The organism is Mumia sp. ZJ430, from assembly GCF_011751845.1.
GTDB lineage: Bacteria > Actinomycetota > Actinomycetes > Propionibacteriales > Nocardioidaceae > Mumia.
Map to the genome: position 1 here is coordinate 388,453 of NZ_JAAHFK010000001.1, position 20,079 is coordinate 408,531.

Below are 20,079 nucleotides of genomic sequence, written 5' to 3' on the forward strand. Positions count from 1 at the left end.
GATGACCAGTTTCGATATCACCGCGCCGCTCCCGTCGGGGACGACGCTCATCGAGGCGAGCGCCGGTACGGGCAAGACGTGGACGCTGTCGGCGCTCGTGGTCCGGTACGTGGCGGAGCAGGGGCGGCCGCTGTCCGAGCTGCTGATCGTCACCTTCAGCCGCGCCGCGAGCCAGGAGTTGCGCGAACGCGTCCGTGCGCGCATGGCGGAGACGCTCACCGCCCTGCAACGCGGCGACGCCACAAACGACGTCTTGGTCGACCACCTGCGCGACTGCCCCGCCGACGAGCTTGCCGCGCGCATCGACCGGCTCGCCACCGCCGTGGCCGACTTCGACACGGCCACCATCGCGACCATCCACCAGTTCTGCCACTACGTGCTCAAGGGTCTGGGCGTCGCCGGCGACTCCGACTCGTACGCCACGCTGGCCGACGACCTGACCGCCCTGCGGACCGACGTCGTCGACGACCTCTACCTGGCCGAGCACGTCGCGGGGTCGACCCTCGACTACGCGCAGGCGAAGGCCGACGCGCAGATCGCGCTCGACAACCCGAGCGCGGTGCTGTCGCCCGCGAACGCGACCGGCCCGGTCGGGGCACGGCTGGCGTTCATCGAGAAGGTCCGCGCCGAGGTCACGCGACGCAAGCGCCGGGCCGCGCTGCTCGGGTATGACGACCTCCTCACCGAGCTCGCCGACGCGTTGGAGGCCGACGACAGCCCGGCGCGGCGGCGGATGCGCGAGCGCTGGTCGGTGGTGCTGGTCGACGAGTTCCAGGACACCGATCCGGTGCAGTGGCAGGTGTTCTCGCGCGCGTTCGGGTTTCGACAGGCTCAACCAGCGGGGGACGACAAGACCCTCGTGCTGATCGGCGACCCCAAACAGGCGATCTATGCGTTCCGCGGCGGCGACGTCGCCACGTACCTGCTCGCCGCCAAGACGGCGGCGACCCGGACGTCGCTGCCGACGAACTACCGCAGCGACGCGCCGCTGGTGGACGCGCTGCAGCTGTTGATGGCGAACGTCCAGCTCTCGCCGGGCATCGTCGCCCACCCGATCACCGCTCAGCGGACGGCGCACCGCCTGCAGGGTGCGCCCGACAACAGCCCCGTACGGCTGCGGGCGGTGCTGGGCGACAAGAAGCTCGCGATCGGCTCGGTACGAGAGAACGTGTACGCCGACGCTGCGGCCGACATCGCGCGCCTGCTCACCTCCGACGCCACGTTCGACGGCTCTCCCGTACGGCCGCAGCACATCGCCGTACTCGCGTACGCCAACCGTGATCTGCACGGCATCCGGGCGGCGCTGCGTACCCACGGGATTCCGTCCGTCCTCGTCTCCAGCGAGTCGGTCCTTCGTACGACCGCCGCCGAGTGGTGGCTCCACCTGATGATGGCGCTCGAGCAGCCGCACCGCCCCGAACGCCTCCGCCTGGCGGCGCTCACGCCGTTCCTCGGCTGGACGGCGGAGGAGCTCGACGCCCGCGGCGAGCAGGCGACGGAGGCGATCTCTGCGCAGGTACGGTCGCTGGTCGCGGCGTTCCAGCGCGGCGCGATCGCCGCTGTCCTGGACGTCGCGCGCAGCCAGGGTCTCGACGCGCGCCTGCTGTCGCAGGTGGGGGGCGAGCGCGACCTGACCGACATCGAGCACTGCGCCCAGCTCCTGCAGGAGCACGTCCTCGAGGGCACCCGCGCGCTGCCGAGCTTGGTCGCCTGGCTGAGGCAGCAGAGTGCCGACGGTACGGCGACCACCGCGGCGTCGCGGATCATGCGGCTTGACTCCGACGCCCTGGCCGTCACCTTGTCGACGATCCACAGCAGCAAGGGCCTGCAGTATCCGATCGTCTATGCGCCGTTCCTCTTCGACCACTGGATGAAGGACGACCCGACGCCCGCGATCATCCACCGCGACGGGCGCCGGGTGCTCTCCTTCGACGCCGACGAGGTGAATCAGCCGGAGCACCGGTCGGAGGCGCTCGGGGAGAACATGCGGCTGGCGTACGTCGCGATGACGCGGGCCCAGTCGCAGGTCGTCGTCTGGTGGGCTCCCACCTGGAACACCGCCAACTCGGCCCTGCACCGGCTCCTGTTCGGGCAGGCCGGTTCTGCTGACGAGCTCGCGTCGCTGCTCGCGGCGCGCGTCGAGGGTGGCGGGGGCGAGGTCGTCCCCGCGGAACGGGTGCCGCTGGAGGACGCGGCGGTCTCCGAGCACCTCCTTCAGACGTGGGCCGCGCACGGCGCGTTCAGCCTCACGGAGGTCGACGGCGACCGCAGCGCCCCCGAGGTGGTGGCCGAGCAGGCGACGGCACCCCTGACCGTACGAAGGTTCGACCGCTCATTGGTCGACCAGGTGTGGCGGCGGACGTCGTACTCGTCGCTGACCGCGGCCTCGCACGACGCGGGCGCCGCCACCTCCGAACCCGAGCCCGATGCCGTAGGGCGCGACGACGAGGAACCGCTCACCGTCACCGTCGCTGCGAACGTCGCCGGTGTCGGCGCTGATGTCCCCTCGCCCATGGCGCAGATGCCCGTGGGCACCACGTTCGGCTCGTTGGTGCACGCGGTGCTGGAGGACGCGGACTTCCAGGCCGACGACCTGCGTGGTGAGCTTGTCGAGCGGATCCGCGAACACCTCGCGTGGTGGCCGGTCGAGGTGGACCCGGACGCGCTGGCCACGGCGCTCGAAGCCGTCTGCACGACGCCGATGGGGCCGCTGGCGGGAGGCGTGACGTTGGTCGATCTGCCTCGTACGGACCGGTTCGCGGAGATGGACTTCGAGCTGCCCCTGGCCGGCGGCGACCACCCGCACGCGAACGCGCGCTTGGGGGCGATGGCGCCGATCCTGCGCGAGCACCTGCCGGCCGGCGATCCGCTGCGCGCGTACGCCGACGCCCTCGACGGAGAGGAGCTCGGCGGACAGGCGTTGCTGGGCTATCTGACCGGCTCGATCGACCTGACCTTCCGGCACGACGGCAAGTTCTACGTCGTCGACTACAAGACCAACTGGCTCGGACCGCGAGACAGCGAGCCGACCCTCGCCGACGCGAGCCTTTCCCACTACATGCCGGCGCGGCTGGCGGAGGCGATGACGCACTCGACGTACCCGCTGCAGGCGATCCTGTACTCGGTCGTGCTCCACCGCTATTTGCGTTGGCGGCTCCCGGCGTACGACCCCGAGAAGCACCTGGGCGGCGTGATGTACCTGTACCTGCGCGGCATGGCCGGCCCCGACACCCCGCTCGTGGACGGGCATCCGTGCGGGGTGTTCTCGTGGCGTCCGCCGGTGGCGATGCTCGAGGACCTGTCGGCCGTGCTCGACGGTCGTACGCGCGAGGAGGCGCGATGACCGCGACGACCGGTGATCCCGCCGTCAGCGTCATCGCCGAGGGGCGGCTGCGGACGCTGAACGAGGCGGGCTTCCTCGACGGCAGCGACTGCGTCGTCGCCACCCGTGTCTGTCGCCAGCTCAGCGAGGAGGTCGGCAGCGATGCCGCGCTCGCGCTGGCGTTCGCCGTACGCGCGGTGCGTGACGGATCGACGGCGTTGTCGCTCGAGTCCGTGGATGGGCTGACCGCGGACGTGGACGACGAGGACCTCGACAGCGAGCCGCCGACGGTGGGTGACACGGTGGAGCTGCCGGAGCCGGGGATGTGGCTGGAGACCGTACGGTCGAGCGCCTTGGTCGCCGCCGGTGTCCTGCGCGTCGATCTCGGGCTGGTGTACCTCGACCGCTATCACGCGGACGAGCGACTCATCGCCGACGCGCTCCGGGCTCGGCGTGAGGTGGCGGTGTCGCCCGTGGACTTCGCGGCGGTCGAGGAGGTCGTACTCGCGACGACGCCGGAGCTGGACGAGGCGCAGCAGGCGGCCGTACGCAGCGTGGCCGAGCGCGCGACGACGGTCCTGACCGGCGGGCCGGGGATGGGGAAGACGCACACGATCGCGAGCGTGCTCCGGGCGCTCAGCGCGGGCGGCGGCGGGAGCCTCCGCATCGGGTTGGCCGCGCCCACCGGCAAGGCCGCGGCGCGGATGAACGAGATGATCGAGGCCGGAGACGGCGGCGACACGTCGATCAGCCCGGCGGTGACGCTGCATCGACTGTTGGGGAGCCTGCCGGGGAGCAACCTGCGGTTCCGGCACGACGCCCGCAATCCCTTGCCGCATGATCTTGTGATCGTCGACGAGGCCTCGATGGTCTCGCTGGGCATGATGGCGCGGCTGATCGACGCGTTGGCGCCTGCGACCCGGCTCCTGCTCGTGGGCGACCCTGATCAGCTCGCCTCAGTCGAAGCCGGCTCGGTGCTCGCAGACCTCGTACGAGGCTTGGAGCCTGACGGGAGCGTCGTCCGCCTGACGAAGGACCACCGCGTGCAAGGCGAGCGCGCCGACCTCGCAGCCGCGTTCCGAGCCGGAGACCCCGACGCCGTGCTCGCCGCGATGAACACCGCCGCGCCCAGTCCGTCGGTCGAGCTTGTCGAGACCCACGCGGCCCGCCCGCCGGTCGAGCCTGTCGAGACCACCCAGCCTGTCGAGCCTGTCGAGACCACCCAGCCTGTCGAGCCTGTCGAGACCACCCCGCCGGTCGAGCCTGTCGAGACCACCCCGCCGGTCGAGCCTGTCGAGACCCACGCGGCCAGTCAGGGGGTTGAGCTTGTCGAAACCGATCAGCCGACGCTCGACCTCCTCCCGCAGGTCACCGACCACGCCGTACGGCTCCGCGAGCTCGCGCTTCGCGGCGACGCGGACGCGGCACTCGCCCACCTCGACAAGCTCCGCCTGCTGTGTGCACACCGTACGGGCCCGTTCGGCACCCGACACTGGAACCAGCTCGTCGAACGTGCACTCGCCGAGCGCGCTCCCGAGGTGGCGCTGCAGGCGATGTACGTCGGCCGCCCGATCCTGGTGACCCGCAACGACTACGGGCTCGGCGTCCGCAACGGAGACACCGGCGTCTTCATCCGCAGCGACGACGGCCCGCTCGCCGTCGTCCAGACCCCGTCCGGCCCGCTGTCTCTGTCGCCGTGGCGTCTGTCGGACATCGAGACCATGCACGCGATGACCGTGCACAAGGCCCAAGGCAGCCAGGCCGAGACCGTCGTCGTCATCGTCCCGCCACCCCGCTCCCGGCTGCTCACCCGCGAGATGCTCTACACCGCACTCACTCGCGCGGCAGGACACTTGACGATCGTCGGCAGCCGCGATGCCGTCCGCGGCGCCGTGGAGACAACAGCCCGGCGATCGTCCGGACTCGCTGAGCGACTCATCACCTGAGATCGACCGAACTAGAAGGAGCGGTTGCGCTGAGCGGGACGGACGTCGGACGTGACCGTCGGCCCTCAACGGGTGGTCATAGGAGCACTCGTGTCGACGACGATCGCGATTGTGGTGCGGGGCTTGGTCCTTGGTGAGGGGCGTCGGCGACCGGATTCCACGTGCGTGCCTGCCGGGCAGAGGGCGTGGTAGCTCCCTGCTGGTGGGAGTTGCAGCACTCAGTGTGGTCTGTGGGACGACCAATGTCACGGAGCGATTCGGCTCGAATCGCCGTCGAGGGCAGGGACGCACGTGCATCCGGTCGCCTCGGCCCCGACGTCCCTCGCTCATAGCATTTGATGGGCGCCGAGCAGAATTTCCCCGGTTCGCGCGGCGTGCTGACGCTTCCGGTGCAGTAGGTCTGGCAAGGGGATCCGGTCTTCGACGACGGTGCTGAGATCGGCACCGTCCATCAGAATCATGACGGGACGGTTCTGGGAGTGCAGGCTGACGGCAGTGTCGTGATACCCGTTCATGGAGAGGAAGAGGCCGAGCGTGTTGTCGAGCTTGCGGCTGATCTTTGCGGCGAAGGCGTCCAAGTCTGATGCCCCGGTCTTCTCGGCCCGCCACTTGGCCTCGAGGAGGAACTCGGTGCCTTCGAAAGTGAAAGCACCATCGATCTGCTCACCCACGACGCGGAATGGCCCCTTCGCGTCGATGTCGTAGAGGCCGAAGAGGTTGTTCAAGAACTTCTCGAGGGAGTAGCCACGCTGTTGGGCCTCCTGATGGTGCAGTGTGATGAACAGGTCTCGCGACTCCTCCAGCTTGAGCGTCACGGCTTGCCGTGCCTGGGCTCGCTCGCGGTCCTGTTGCCTTCGTAAGGCGGCTGCTTCCTCTTCGGACCTCATGTGTTTGTAGGGCTCGACCTGGGAACGTAGCGAGTCGAGCGCGGCAACCGCATCGGCGTACTTGCGGTCGCCGTCGTCCAGGCGTTTTAGGTGTGCAGGGTCGATGATGTCCGCGGTGCTGAGGATGAGTGTCAGGAGCGCATCGAAGTACTTGTGCTGATCCACGTAGAGGGTGTCGATGAGCTGGCCGACGATGTTGCGCTTGTAGTCGCTCCAGTCCAGCTGCGCGACTAGCCCACGATGATCCGGCAGACAGGAGTCCAGAAATCTCCGCAGATCGGGTTTGTACCAGAACGCGAGCGTCAGCGCCTCACGAAGGGGCGGCAAGATCGCCGGGGTCACTTGTTTGGCCATGGCCGTCAACATTATCGGAACGCACAGATCGATTCCGGGTCATCTGAGCTGCAAGCCCGACGTGACGCCCGGTCCTCTGGACAGCGAGGCTTCTGCAGCGTTGGTGTCTGCGGTGGGACATTAGGTTGCCTGAAGCCCTGTCCTTGGAACCCTCTCAAGTCGAACCCAATGATCTTCAGCGAACTAGGCACCCGCGTTGCGCGGGACCTCGGTGGCGGTCTCCTTGGTCTCGTCATCGCGGGCCTCGACGTCGGCGAAACCGGAGTTGTCGTCGATCATGGGATGCAGGTAAGGAAGCGTCGATCAGTGACTGGGTAATGCCTCGTCTTAGGTTTGTCGTGCGCGCGGTTGCGGAACGGCCCTTACCGCACTGCTACTTGCCCGCGTGGCAACATTCGCCGCTGTCGGGTGTGCCGGGCCTTCTCATGTCGACGAGGATCAGTTTCACTGGCCTTGTCGTGCTCGTAGCAGCGGTCGACGTGTTCCTCATCTGGACGGACTCCTGAAGAACACCCACCTCTGCCGCAGGGCCACGAGCGCCCTTGGTCAGGACCCGCCACGCGGAAGATTGAAGAGCCCGCAAAGTGGGTATCTGAAACATGACCAATTTGGTGATGGCAACTCACCTGGCCGGTCTGGGTACCGCCTCCGTTGCGAGGTATCTCCGACTAGTTCACTTTGCCGGCACAGCGTCGGCCAAGTCGTCGGCAACTCCAGGCAAATTAGGACAGTGCGCCAAAAGGGCGCGACTCCGCTGTCGCGAACGGGGGTCAGTCAAGTCGCCGGTGCGGTATCACAGTGGTGAGATGCCATGCGAACCGCTGGCGGGGTGAGCGGATCACGGCCTTCAGCCCAACTCTGCGCCGATTCGAGCGATCGCCCCCCCGTTTGGCCTTCAAAACGGTAACGTCCGCGCCATCCCGGAGTACACCCACGCCGGGGCGCACCCGTCTTCGCAGGAGTTGAGCAATTTGAGGCTCACCAAGGTCTCGGTGCAGAAGTACCGAAGCATCGACCAGCAAGCACAGTTCAACGTCGGTGACTTCACCGTCCTCGTCGGGCCAAACAACCAGGGTAAGTCCAATCTGCTGAGAGCCGCAGTGCTTGCGATGGAGGTCGTTGAAGCGTGGGCAACGGCGCAGCCAGCTGGACGTGCTCAGGGACAACTGCCAACGCGTTTCTTTTCGCGCCAGCGATTCAGGTTCTCGGGGCGGCAGGCTGCTCGCTTCGGCGATGCGGTTGGTTACGACTGGGATCGTGACTATCCGTTGTTCGCGAGAGACCGCCGAGGCGCACAGAGGAGCACAGTGGTCAACCTGGAGTTCGAACTCGACGAGCAAGAACAGGTTGACTTTAAGGCGTTGACGATGATTGCAACCAATCAGCGGTTGCCCATTCGCGTTACCCTCAATGAGGAAAGCGTGTCGCTCGCGGTCCCAAAACAAGGCAAAGGACAGCACGGAGAACGAGCTCGGGAGATTGCTGGGTTCATCTCTGATCGAGTTGCCCTATTGCACGTACCTGCGGTCCGTCCGGGCGCGATTGCCCTGAGTATCGCAGAGGAGATTCTGCAATCCCGAAGAAGGGCCCTTGCTCGTACGCCCGAGTACCGCGAAGCGCTGGAGCAGGTGCGGCAGTTGGACCAGGCCGCAGTCGACGATGTGCAGCAACTCCTGTTCGGGACGCTCCGGCGGTTCGTTCCTGGTACCGAAAGCATCTCGCTGCAGGTCCGAGGCCTTGAACGTTCGGGTGGACTGGAAGACATCCACATTGACGACGGCGTGAATACCTCGATCTCGGCCAAGGGTGATGGTATCCAAAGTCTCGTAGCGCTCGCTCTGACCCTGGAATGGACCAACTCGACGAGCCATCCCGACAAGCAACTCATCGTGGCGGTGGAAGAGCCAGAGTCCCACCTTCATCCAGGAGCCATCCACGAGTTGCGAGACGTGCTCCGCGGCATCGCCGGGAGCCAGCAGGTGATCGTTACGACCCACAGTCAGGCGCTTATCAATCGCTCCGACCTCGCACGAAACGTGATCGTGAGCGACCGGACGGCCAAGCCCGCGACCTCGCTCTCAGCCCTTCGGGAGGCGCTAGGTGTTCGACTTTCTGACGCGTTGACTGCGGCAGATGTTGTAGTTGTTTGCGAGGGGAACCACGACACGTCACTGCTTCCCCTCTTGCTTTCTAAATGGGAGCCGCGTATCGCAAACTGGATCGCGGACGGTCGCCTGATGTTTGAGTCCGCAGGTAGCGGAAGCAAGGTACATGCGCGCGTGCTTGCGGCACGTTCCATCCTGGTTGAGCCGATTGTGGTTCTGGATAGTGATCCGGCCGGAGAACGAGACGTCCAGAAGCTCATTGCCGACGGCTACATCGATCAGACGCGGATCGTCCAGATTCGCCGCGCATCCACTCGTGCGTCCGAGTTGGAGGATATCTTCACGCTTGACGCGTACCTGCAAGCTGTTGAGAAGATCGTTGGATTCTCATTCAGCCAGCGTCAACGAGGCATCCTGGATCGAGGACACGCTAAAGCGTGGAGCGATAGGTTGGAGGACATTCTTACCACTGCCGGCGTTCCTGATGCTAAAGCTCTAGTCGTCGCCAGCAAGACCGCGCTTCAGCAAGCGGTCCGCGACAAACTGTCCGCGGGTGAACCCGTAGTTCGCCCCGATTGTGAGGATTTGCTGGCGCGGCTCGCTGAACTTATTCGCGGGAGTATGCGTTCAGTCTGACGCCGGTTGCGAAATCGGCGCTGGTGTGGCGCTGGCCACTGAACGCGCACATGCCCGGGTATTCCGTGCATAAGTGAAGGATTCGTGGCATGATTCGCTCGAGTTCGAAACACTCCGACGAGTCCTCGCCCGGCATCGATGATTGCGATTGCGCGGAGGTCGGACGGACGCTTCTCGATGGGGCTGGCGTGTCGTTGGAGAGGGAGTGCTCGTGCATGATCCGGCCCGGTCGTTATGAACTTTCTCGGTGTCGCCTCCACAAACTCACACCCCGCTGAACCCCAGCCCTCGTACGGTCGTCCAACGCCCGGCCTCTCGGAACGGCCCGGGCGGAACAATCCGCACTCGGCGGATCGCACACACGGGGGAACACCAGGATGCTTCGCGCTGCGCGCACGGCTGCGCTCATGCTCGCCACCACGACCGCTGTCGTCGCCGGAACACTCGCGGCAACGACCGCACCGGCCGCCGCGGCGAGCCCGTACGTCGTCACCTCAGCGGCCGACCATACGGACGCGACTCCCGGAGACGGCCAGTGCCGTACGAGCGCAGCGACGGGCGCGGTCTGCACCCTGCGCGCCGCGATCCAGGAAGCCAATGCCACTGGCGGCGCAGACACGATCCGCTTTGCCATCGGCTCCGGCCCGGTCACGATCTCGCCGACGTCCGAGCTCCCGCAGATCACCGAGCCAGTCACCATCGACGGCTTCACCCAGCCCGGCGCCGGCAGCACCCCGATCGTGCACCTCGCCGGCGACACCGTCGGCGCGGGCGGCGACGGGCTCCGCCTCGCGGGCGGCACGAGCTCGGTGTCCGGCCTCGTCCTCACGCGTTTCGAGGTCGGCATCTTCATCTCCGGCCCAGGCGGCAACCTCGTCACCGGCAACTACGTCGGCATCGCCGCGGACGGCACGACCGGGCGCGGCAACTCGTACGGGATCGTCATCGAGAAGTCGCCCGACAACGTCATCGGCACCTCCGCCAGCCGCAACGTGATCTCCGGCAACGCCAAGGCCGGCATCACGGTCACCGGCGCGGCGGCGAAGGACAACGAGATCGCCGGCAACCGCATCGGCACCAACGCCGCCGGGACCGCCACCGTCGCGAATCTCCTCGGCATCACCGTCCTCGACGGCGCCCTCGACACCCGCATCGGCGGCACCACCGACGCCGACGGCAACCTCCTCTCGGGCAACGTCAGCCACGGCGTCGAGGTCGCCCAAGCTGCGAAGGGCACCGTCGTCTCCCGCAACCGCATCGGCACCGACGCCGCCGGCACCGCCGCGGTGCCGAACCGCATGCAAGGCGTCGTCACCATCAGCGCCGCCAAGACGACCCTCCACGCCAACGTCATCTCCGGGAACGGCGAGACCGGTGTGTGGGCGTACGGCATCACGGGCTCCGACGCCCACGAGATCACCGACAACCTCGTCGGGACGAACGCGGCCGGCACGGCAGCCCTCGGCAACATCTCCGACGGGATCCGCCTGTCGGGGCCGACCGACTTCAGCACCCCCGCCGCGTACGCGAAGATCACCGGCAACACCGTCTCCGGCAACGGGCGCGACGGCATCCGTACGGCCGACAGCGGCCGCAACGACATCAGCACCAACACCATCGGCCTCGCCAAGGGCGGCGGCACCACCCGGATCGCCAACAAGGGCGTCGGCATCCTCCTCTCCCGCGACAAGCGGTCGTCGGTGCGCCACAACGTCGTCTCCGGCAACGACGGCGGTGGCATCTTCGCCGTCGGAGGCCACGCGGGCGAGCCGCTCGAGCTCCTCAGCAACAAGGTCGGCACCGACGGCACCGGCGTGTGGGCCGTCCCGAACAAGGTCGGCGGCATCAAGCTCACCGCCGAGCCGTCGGCGCCGACCTCCGGCGCGTACGGGGACGTCCGGAGCAACCTCGTCTCCGGCAACGACGGCGACGGCATCGTGGTCGCGCACGGCGTCGCGGCAAGCACCGTCACCGACAACACCGTCGGCGCGAACCTCGCCAAGACCGGCGCCCTCCGCAACCAGGGCGTCGGCATCTGGGTCGAGAAGGGCAGCGGCCACGTCGTCGGCACCCCGGGCCACGGCAACCTGGTGGTCGCCAACACCAACGGCATCCTCGTACGCGGTGCGTCGAGCGTCTCCGTCGCGGCCAACACCGTCGGCGTCCTCCCGGGCGGAGGCAACGCCCCCAACCGCAACCAGGGCATCAAGGTCGACGGCGGCGCGACGCAGGTGACGATCGGCTTCAAGCCCGCCGACGCGATCCCCGCCGGCAGCTGTACCGGAGCCTGCAACACGGTCAGCGCCAACGCCGGAGCCGGAATCGGCGTCGACGGCGCGGCCACCACGGGCGTCACGATCCGCGGCAACGTGGTCGACAAGAACACCGGCATCCCGATCGACCTCGGCCCGAGCGACCCGACCCCGAACGACGCCAAGGACGCCGACACCGGCCCCAACGGGCTGGTCAACTTCCCCGTCGGCGTCTCCGCGTCGTACGACAAGGTCAAGACGAAGACGTTCGTCACCGGCGTCCTCACGACACCCGACCCGAAGGGCACCGTCGTCGACGTCTACAAGGCGGCGGGCCCCGGGCCGGTCAGCGGGTTCGGCGCGGCGAAGGAGTGGGTCGGCACGGCGACCCTCCACCCGACCGCAGCCGGCGCGCACTTCGTCCTCGAGCTGCCCGGCGACCAGACGAGGAACGCCACCTACTCGGCGACCGCGACCGGCGCCGACGGCTCCACCTCCGAGATCTCGATGGTCTGCCTCGACACCGACGGCGACGGCACGCTGGACGACGACGGCGACGCGATCTGCGACAGCTGGGAGAAGAACGGCATCGACTACGACGGCGACCGCGTCGCCGACCTGCCGCTCAACGCTGCGCCGTACGGGGCCGACCCGACCAAGCCCGACGTCTACGTGGACGTCGACTACATGGACGGCGCGCTGCACAGCGATCGCCCGGCGGCGCTGGCGATGGAGCGGGTCATCAAGGCGTACGAGTTCGCGCCGAACGGGGGCCTCGCCCTCCACCTCTCGCCCGGTTCCGCCGGTCGCGTCGACGACGCGGTCGAGCACAGCGGTGACATCAAGGTGATGGCGCGAGGGTCGGGCGACGATGACGACTACTGGGACCTCAAGGACGGCAAGCCGGGCGACCTCTGCGACGGTGCGTTCGGGACCAAGGCGGACCGGTCGAGCCCGCGCTGCCACGCGGTGCTCGGGGCGAAGCGGCTGATCTACCGGTACGCGCTGTTCACCCACCGCTTCGACGAAGCTCCCAAGACCTCCGGTGTCGCGGACCTCGGCGGACAGGACGTCCTCATCAGCCTCGGCAGCTGGAGCGACGACCTCCTCACCAGGGTCGGCGGCACACTCAGCCGCTGCGTCACCGTCGAGCACTGCAAGAGCGAGATCGAGGCCGGCACGTTCATGCACGAGCTCGGCCACGGGATGGGGCTCGACCACGGCGGCGCGGACGACGTCCAGAACAAGCCGAACTATCTGAGCGTCATGAATTACACGTTCCAGTTCCTCGCCTCGACGCCCACCCGCCCGCTCGACTACTCGCGGTGGAAGCTCCCGACGCTGCACGAGAACAGCCTCGACGAGGCCGCCGGGATCGCCGCGAACGAGTCGGCCGCGACGAAGGCAGAGATCACGAGGCGCTGGTCGGCCACCGCCTTCAGCTGGTACGACGCCGCGCAGGGCAAGTGCGTCTGGCGCAGCGGGTCGCCGGTCTGGGCCATCGACTGGAACCAGGTCGGCGGCGCGGCGCAGACCGGTGTCCGGGCCGGCATCGCCGCCGACGGGCGCGGCGGCACCGCGTGCCAGACGATCCGGTCGATCGCGCTGGAGGGGCACAACGACTGGGAGAACATCCGGTACGACCTGCGCAGCTCGGGCGGATACCGGACCGAGGGTGTCTCCGCGCAGGTCGCCGCGCGTGCCGGCGCCGAACGGGCGGGGCAGGACGTCCAGGACGCGGCGGCGCTGTCGTCGCTCTCGGACAGCGACGACGACGGCGTCCCCAACGCGACCGACGTGTGCGTGCTCAAGGCCGATCCGGCACAGAAGGACGCGGACGGCGACGGCATCGGCGACGCGTGCGTCGACGACATCACCGATCGCGACGTGTCGGTGGCGGTGGCGGCGCCGACGGAGGAACCGCCGGTCGGGTCGCCTGCGACGGTGCGCGTGACCGCGTCGAACTCGTTCCCGCTCGCGGCGACGGACCTCGAGATCGCGGTACGGCTGCCCGACGGCCTCGCGCCCGTGTCCGCGACGGCCAGCCACGGGTTGTACGACCAAAGCGCGGGCACCTGGACGATCCCGTCGCTGGCGAAGCGCTCGTCCGCGACGCTCGACCTGGCCGTACGCCCGACGCGCTCCGAGGTGGACCTCGACGTCGAGGCGGAGGTCGTCGCGGCCGGCGAGGACGACCGCGACTCCGTCCCGGACAACGCCGACCCGCTCGAGGACGACCTGGCGTCGGCGGCCGTACGGGCGAAGCTCGTCTACACGCTCGAGCCGCTGCGGAAGGACGTCGTCGGTGCGGTCCGCGACGGCGAGACGCTCGCAATGCTGCACCGCGACAGCGCCGGGATGCGGCGGATCACGCTCGAGCACGCGGGCCGTACGACGACGCTTCCGATGGCATCGGACGACCTCAACGTGCAGGCCGTCAACGCGCACGGCGAGGTCGTGTACTGGGTCGGCAACGTGTCGTACGTGTGGCGCGGCGGCACGTCGGTGCGGCTGCCGGACCACTTCGTCGCCTCGGGGATCAACGACGCGGGTACGGTCGTCGGCCGGTCCTACAACAAGGCCGCGACGTGGGTCGACGGCACGGTCACGCACCTCGCGGACCTCGACCCGACCCACCCGAGCGCCGGCGGCGTCGCGACCGCGATCAACGACGACGGGCTGATCGTCGGCTACTCGATCTCGCGGTACGGCCGTGAGAACGCGGTCCGCTGGGAGAACGGCGTGATCGACTCGATGGGTATGGATCCTGGTGAGGTCTCGCTGGCACTCGACGTCGCTGACGGCGGCGCGGTGGCCGGTGAGCTGATGAGCCGCCCGCTACGGGTCATGAACGGGCAGCGGACCGTCATCCAGGAGGGCCCGGGTCGTGCCGAGTCGGTGAATGCCGACGGTGACTTCGTCGGCCGCACGCAGGACCTGCGTGCTTTCGTGCACACGCAGGGCCAGGGGCGGCGGCTGGAGTCGCTCCTTGCACCTGGACAGGACTGGATCCAGCTCCACGGCGCGCTGGATATCGCCGACGACGGGTCGATCCTGGGTGTCGGCGAGTATCGCGGCGAGCTCCGTCATTTCATCGCACGGCCGGGTGTCGGGGCGCGTGCGGCGGGACTCACGGCGGATCCAGGCAGCGTCGACGTCGGTGTAGTCCGGGTGGGGACGAGCTCCGGTGCGCAGACGGTGACGCTGACCAACGGGACGCCCGGCCCGGTCGAGGTCGAGGCGCCGCGTCTCGAGGGTGGCGCCGCGGCGGACTTCGCGGTCGACGCCGGGACGCTGCCCCGTACGCTCGCCGCCGGCGAGTCCGTGGAGGTGGCGGTGAGTTTCACGCCGACGGCGGCCGGTGCCCGTACGGCGACGCTCGTGGTCCCGGCGTCGAGCGGGGACGTGACGGTGCCGCTGCGCGGCGAGGGGGTGGTGCCCGACGACGCGGCGCCGGTGGTCCGGTGCGCGACACCGTCGGCGGCCTGGTCGCGTTCCGACGTCTCAATCACCTGCACCGCGACCGACAGCGGCAGCGGGCTCGCGAACGCGTCGGACGCGACGTTCGCGCTGCGGACCTCCGTCGCCGGGGGGACAGCGAGCGCGAACGCGGCGACCGGCACGCGGCGCGTCTGCGACAAGGCCGGCAACTGCGCCACGGCCGGACCCGTACGCGGCGTGCGCGTCGACAAGCGGGCGCCGTCGGCGAAGGCTGCGCGCGGTGCTGCGGTGACGCTCGACGGCCGGGCTGTCGTACGGCTCGCGGGGACGGACGTCGGGTCGGGCGTGGCGTCGTACGACACCCGCGTCCGTACGGTCGCCCGCTCGGGAGCGACGTCCGGATGGTCCGTGCCGAAGGGCTGGCAGGCGTCGCGCGCCACGACACTCGCGCGTGCCGTGACGGCGGGGACGACGGCGTGCTTCTCGACGCGGTCGCGTGACTGGGCCGGCAACGTGTCCGGGTGGAGCCCCGCGGTGTGCACGAGTGCCCCGTACGACGACCGTGCGCTCAAGGCGTCGGCCGGATGGAAGCGGACGAAGGGTGCGGCGTACATGCAGCGCACGATCTCCACGAGCACCCGCAAGGGCGCGACGCTGAGGAGCGCCGCGACTCGTGGCGGGGCGATCGCTCTGGTCGTCACGCGGTGCAAGGGCTGCGGCAGCCTCGACGTGCTCGTCGGGTCGCGGCGCGTCGCGCGGGTGAGCCTCCGCTCGACGGCGATGCGTCACCGGCAGGTCGTCGTGCTCCCGAGGCGGGCGTTCGCGGGGCCGATCACGCTCAAGGTGGTGACGAAGCGGAAGCCGGTCCGCATCGACGGGGTGGCGGTGCTGCCGTAGCGGTGAGGCTCCGTACGCGACCTGTCCCCTCGCCCTCACCCCACCGGCACCATTGCCCAAGCAGCGTGCGCATCGGCGGGAGCGTGATGACGGCACTCACTTGCTCTGCCACTCTCTCAGGAGCTCGCTCAGACGTCGGTCGCCCGCACTGACAGCTCGCGGCTCGGCCGCCTCGAGAAGGTCGGCCGCCAGCGCGGCGTCGGAGACTCCGCCAGGTGAGTCGAACGGCCAGACCCGCTCGGGCATGCGGACGACGAGGCTGGCCTCCTCGCCAGGACCGGCATCTCGGAGGGTGAGCGACTTCTTCAACGCGGGCCACTCCTCACTGGGGACGTACACCTCGTCACGCTGACTCTCGAGGGCAACCAAGTCGAAGCCGCGGCGTACGGCCTCGACCGCCCCCGCCGCATGGACCTCGGGGCGTGCCAGCAGGCGGGGTATGGCAGCCGGGTGGGCGACGACCCGGACGACTCGGCTCCGACCCCGCAGCATGCTCCGCCAGTGATCAGCGCTGACATCCCGCAGCCGCGACATGGACGAGCGGACCTGACTGCGCGCCGAGTACGACAGCCACGGTGCCGCGCCACCCTCAAGGAGATCGAGGAGGCCCCACGCGCGCAGCGGGCCCAGCGGGCGGCCCGGCCGACGACGTTGCCCCTGCAGGCGGGCAACATCATCTGCTGACACGAGCCAGTCACGACCGGCACGACGTCCCTGCAGGTCGCCAGCGTTCAGCAGTTGGCGTACGCGGGATGGGCCGACACCGAGACGCTCGGCCGCCTCGGAGACAACGATCTCCACAAGAACCACCACCTTGAGGAAATACTAACGCTAACGCGAGGTTTCCCGATAGTTGCCGCGTCTCCGCTGGTCGAGTATGCCGGTCGATGCGCTGTGCGGCCGACCACCGCAGTCACAGAAGGATGATGCGCTCCTGTGCCGCGTCGTACACGGACGGTTCCAAGTCGGCCAGCGTCACGAGGTCGTCGACGCGCTCGAACTTGCCCAGTTGCCGCCGGACTTCGACGATGTGCTCGGCCTGCGCTTGCGTCAGTCCGAGCCCTCTGGCGATGACCTCCGCCGGTGCACCGTTCAGGTCGATCAACCCGCCATCGTCGTAGTGCCGGGGAAGGTCAGGTCGACCGATGCACAAATCGCGAGCCATCTGCGGGTCATTGGCTGCCATGGCCCGCGCTTCCGCCCGCTTCTGCCGTGCCGCGAGCACGCCGGCGACTGCGCGGGCGTTGGGATCGTGGGGAGGCGCGCCGTCGACTACCGGAGCTGCCGTCCGGACAGGGGAAGGTCGCGTCGTTCGGGCCCAGCGGAGCTTCGGACCGACAACTGCGACATAGCAAAGCGCTCCAACGCCTGTCCCAAAGAAGAGGACGCCGCCAACGTTGGACCAAATATTGTTGGCTCCTTCCGGCTGCGACCCGACCAAGGCGAGTCCGACGAGATAGGCGACGGTGAACCCTGTCGCCCACAACGCTGCCCTCCGCGTATTGGCCTTCGCGGCGATCACTATCGCGGGGACGAAGCCAAGGAAGCAGCAGGAGACGGTCGTCATGACCCACATCCATGCAGGAACGCGGCCGCTTGGGGTGGGGTGCTCGCCAGGTTGGTAGTGCGTCATGTCGCGAAGGCTAGACGGATCGGATGTCACGAGGAGTGAGGTTCGATTATCGAGACTGAGTCGGCATCGGAGGCATTCACACCGAATTCGGACGCGAGGCTTCTGACGGTCGGCCGATCGGCCACTGGCCGTATCCGGGTTCCGCAGACGGGTGGCCCCTCGTTGCGGAATGCTCAGGGCCGACCCCGAATGCCGAGCAACAGGAGCGCGCACGTGGAAGCATCTGTCATCGCCAGCTGGACCCTCCAGAACGAGATCCCGATCCCGGACGACGTGACGCCGCTGCTGACGCCTGGGGAGAAGCCGGTCGCCGCGTTCAAGACCTTCCGCGACAGCGCCGTGTTCACCTCAAAGCGCCTGATCGTGCGTGACGCACAGGGAATCACGGGCAAGAAGGTGGAGATCTACTCCCTGCCTTACGGCGCGATCAACATGTGGTCGTCGGAGAACGCGGGCCGACTCGACTTCAGCTCCGAGATCGAGCTTTGGACCCGGGCGGGCCACATCAAGATCAAGCTCAGCAAGGGTGCCGACGTCCGGAGGATCGACAGCCTCATCGCGTGGGCGGTGCTGGGGAACGGCTGAGGCCGCTCCGCCACACCGCATCGAGCCCGCGGGCCGGCAGCAGCGCCTTCATCGGCGCGTCCTCTCCCGCTGACCGCGCGTGAACGCGAGCGCGCCGCGATGGCGGACGTCCTCGGGGTCGAGTGGCCGACTACTCGCGTCGCCGCTCCTCCTCCACCCGACGCTGGGCGTACAAGCCGGAGGAGGAGCCATGAGCACGGTCTACGTCGCGCCGGGAGAGGGCCAGCACTTTCCGATGATCGATGGCGACCACGTCGCGAAGGTGGCCGTCCAGGATGACTGTGGCGTTCGGGTCGTCGGGGAGTCGGCGCGGTTCGTGGCGGTCACGTCCGGTGATGGCGCCGGGCGGTTCTTCGCCGGCTTCGCGAGCGCGGTGCCGGCGGACCAGCCGGTCGAGGCGTCGATGGCGGAGATCCTGTCCGTGACCCAGGGGCACGGGGTGGCGGTTGCAGCAACGTCCCAACCGATGGTCGAGTAGCCCGGGGCGCTAGCGGACGGCGTATCGAGGCCCAAACGCCGCAGCCGTTCCATAATGCTTACGATAGCGCTAGCATTATGAATATGGCCAAGCTGTCAGTGCCGCAGGCTGCGGCGCGATTGGGAGTCTCCCCAGCGCGCATCCGGCAGCGCGTGGACGACGGCTCCCTCGTCGCTGAGAAGGTCGGAGGCCGCTGGCTCGTGGACCTCGACGCCTCATGGCCACGGCCCGCCCAGCTCGGCCGCCCGGTCTCACCGGAGTCCGTGTGGTGGTCGCTGGCGTGTGCCGAGGAGGCGATGGTGCATGGTGACGAGGCACTGCGAGAGTCCCTCCTCGCGCGCATGCGACGGGCGGAGCTGGCGCTTGCGGAGTCGGTCTCCGTCGCAGGTGCGATGAGGCTCAGCAGGTCGACGCGCAGTCGGGCGGTGCGCCGGCTCGCGGACGCGGTCCAGGAGCGAGATCACAGCGCACTGCTCGTGTGGTTGAGCAACCGCGCGGCGCGTGTCGCATACGTGGCGGCCGCGACTGGTGTGCCTGCTCTGCGCGCAGACAGCAGGCTGGTCCTCTCAGGGGTCTCGCATGCTGACTCCTCAATCGAGGACCCGCGTGTCGTCGAGGCGTACGTCGGCGCGGATGACGTCGACGGGGTGGTCGTCGACCACTGGCTCGAGAAGCCGATGGTCGACGAGCGGCCGAACGTCGTGCTCCACGTTGCGCCGGTACACCCGCCTCGGGTCGGTGCCATGCTGCTCGCTGCGGACCTCGCCGAGCACGGCGGGCCGCGTGAGGAGCAGCGTGCCCGCGAGCTTCTGGACCAAGCCATCGACGCACTCGCTCCAGGAGTCGCAGGCGCCTCAGGGCCGAAGGCTAGGGACGGGGTCGTCCCGTGATCGTTCTTCCTGCGATGGGTGCTGCCCAGGAGCAGGGGTGGCACGCGCTGCTCGACCTGTACGAGACCCACCGTGAGGGGTGGACGCTCATCGGTGGGCAGATGGTCCACCTCTACTGCGCCGAGCGTGGGTACGAGCCGGCACGACCGACGACCGACGCCGACACTGTCGTCAATGCGCGAGAGCCGGGACTGCTGCGCGCGGTCACCGCGACCCTCCTCGACCTGGGATTCTCCGCAGAGCCCAGCGCCGACGGGTCCAGCATCGGTGGGTTCGTGACGTGGCCGTCCTCGACGTCCTCATCCCCGAGGGCACCGGCGAACGGTCCTCGACGAGAAGGGCGGCGAGCGGCTTCCCCACCGGGTCGGCATGGTCCGGCGACCGATGCTGCTCAGCGCCATGATTCTAAGGCCGCCGCTCGGATCGAGACGAACGGAGCCGCTCGGGAGCGTCACTGTCTCGACTTCGCTGCACTGGCCGCCATGATGGCTGCCCATGACACCGCCGCCTTCGCGCTCCAACCGAAGGACAAGAAGCGCCTGCGCGCGATGATCACGCTGACCCGCGCGTCGGCGCAGGCGATGGAACAGAACCCCGCGGCGGCTCGCCGTCTCGACCGTCTCGAGGGCTTTCTGTAAGTCGAGTCGACCGAT

Annotated in this window: 11 protein-coding genes; 8 read left to right on the forward strand and 3 right to left on the reverse strand. The window is 68.6% G+C overall.

Going from position 1 to position 20,079, the window contains the following annotated elements:
• Position 1 precedes the first annotated feature (1 nt).
• Entirely contained in the window at positions 2 to 3,343 is a 3,342-nt protein-coding gene (locus tag HCT63_RS01950; protein ID WP_167001005.1) for a UvrD-helicase domain-containing protein, read from the forward strand.
• Positions 3,340 to 5,268, forward strand: a complete 1,929-nt coding sequence (locus tag HCT63_RS01955) for an AAA family ATPase (protein ID WP_167001007.1) — start codon at positions 3,340 to 3,342, stop codon at positions 5,266 to 5,268. Before HCT63_RS01950 ends, HCT63_RS01955 begins: the two co-directional genes overlap by 4 nt.
• Before the next feature lie 326 nt (positions 5,269 to 5,594).
• Here the strand turns inward: HCT63_RS01955 and HCT63_RS01960 are convergent, their stop codons facing one another.
• Entirely contained in the window at positions 5,595 to 6,509 is a 915-nt protein-coding gene (locus HCT63_RS01960; protein WP_167001008.1) for a hypothetical protein, read from the reverse strand.
• 971 nt (positions 6,510 to 7,480) lie between these two features.
• Here HCT63_RS01960 and HCT63_RS01965 point away from each other — a divergent pair.
• On the forward strand, positions 7,481 to 9,250 hold the full coding sequence (locus HCT63_RS01965; protein WP_167001010.1) for an AAA family ATPase: 1,770 nt from the start codon (positions 7,481 to 7,483) through the stop codon (positions 9,248 to 9,250).
• A 407-nt stretch (positions 9,251 to 9,657) separates the two neighbouring features.
• Positions 9,658 to 15,840 carry a right-handed parallel beta-helix repeat-containing protein gene (locus HCT63_RS01970; protein ID WP_167001012.1) on the forward strand — a complete coding sequence of 2,061 codons (6,183 nt, stop codon included), beginning with the start codon at positions 9,658 to 9,660 and terminating at the stop codon, positions 15,838 to 15,840.
• A 96-nt stretch (positions 15,841 to 15,936) separates the two neighbouring features.
• On the opposite strand, the gene HCT63_RS01975 is transcribed toward HCT63_RS01970, so the two are convergent.
• Complete coding sequence (locus HCT63_RS01975; RefSeq protein ID WP_208322221.1) at positions 15,937 to 16,653, reverse strand: helix-turn-helix domain-containing protein; 717 nt, start codon at positions 16,651 to 16,653, stop codon at positions 15,937 to 15,939.
• 100 nt (positions 16,654 to 16,753) lie between these two features.
• Positions 16,754 to 17,407 carry a helix-hairpin-helix domain-containing protein gene (locus HCT63_RS01980; RefSeq protein WP_167001014.1) on the reverse strand — a complete coding sequence of 218 codons (654 nt, stop codon included), beginning with the start codon at positions 17,405 to 17,407 and terminating at the stop codon, positions 16,754 to 16,756.
• A gap of 279 nt (positions 17,408 to 17,686) precedes the next feature.
• Between HCT63_RS01980 and HCT63_RS01985 the strand changes: the two genes are divergently transcribed.
• From HCT63_RS01985 to HCT63_RS02000, 4 genes are all read left to right on the forward strand, one after another.
• Positions 17,687 to 18,058 carry a PH domain-containing protein gene (locus HCT63_RS01985; RefSeq protein WP_167001016.1) on the forward strand — a complete coding sequence of 124 codons (372 nt, stop codon included), beginning with the start codon at positions 17,687 to 17,689 and terminating at the stop codon, positions 18,056 to 18,058.
• 190 nt (positions 18,059 to 18,248) lie between these two features.
• On the forward strand, positions 18,249 to 18,536 hold the full coding sequence (locus tag HCT63_RS01990; protein ID WP_167001018.1) for a hypothetical protein: 288 nt from the start codon (positions 18,249 to 18,251) through the stop codon (positions 18,534 to 18,536).
• 83 nt (positions 18,537 to 18,619) lie between these two features.
• Positions 18,620 to 19,426 (forward strand): helix-turn-helix domain-containing protein, encoded by an 807-nt coding sequence (locus HCT63_RS01995; protein ID WP_167001020.1) that lies wholly within the window; start codon positions 18,620 to 18,622, stop codon positions 19,424 to 19,426.
• Positions 19,423 to 20,064, forward strand: a complete 642-nt coding sequence (locus HCT63_RS02000) for a hypothetical protein (protein ID WP_167001022.1) — start codon at positions 19,423 to 19,425, stop codon at positions 20,062 to 20,064. Before HCT63_RS01995 ends, HCT63_RS02000 begins: the two co-directional genes overlap by 4 nt.
• Positions 20,065 to 20,079: the final 15 nt, after the last annotated feature.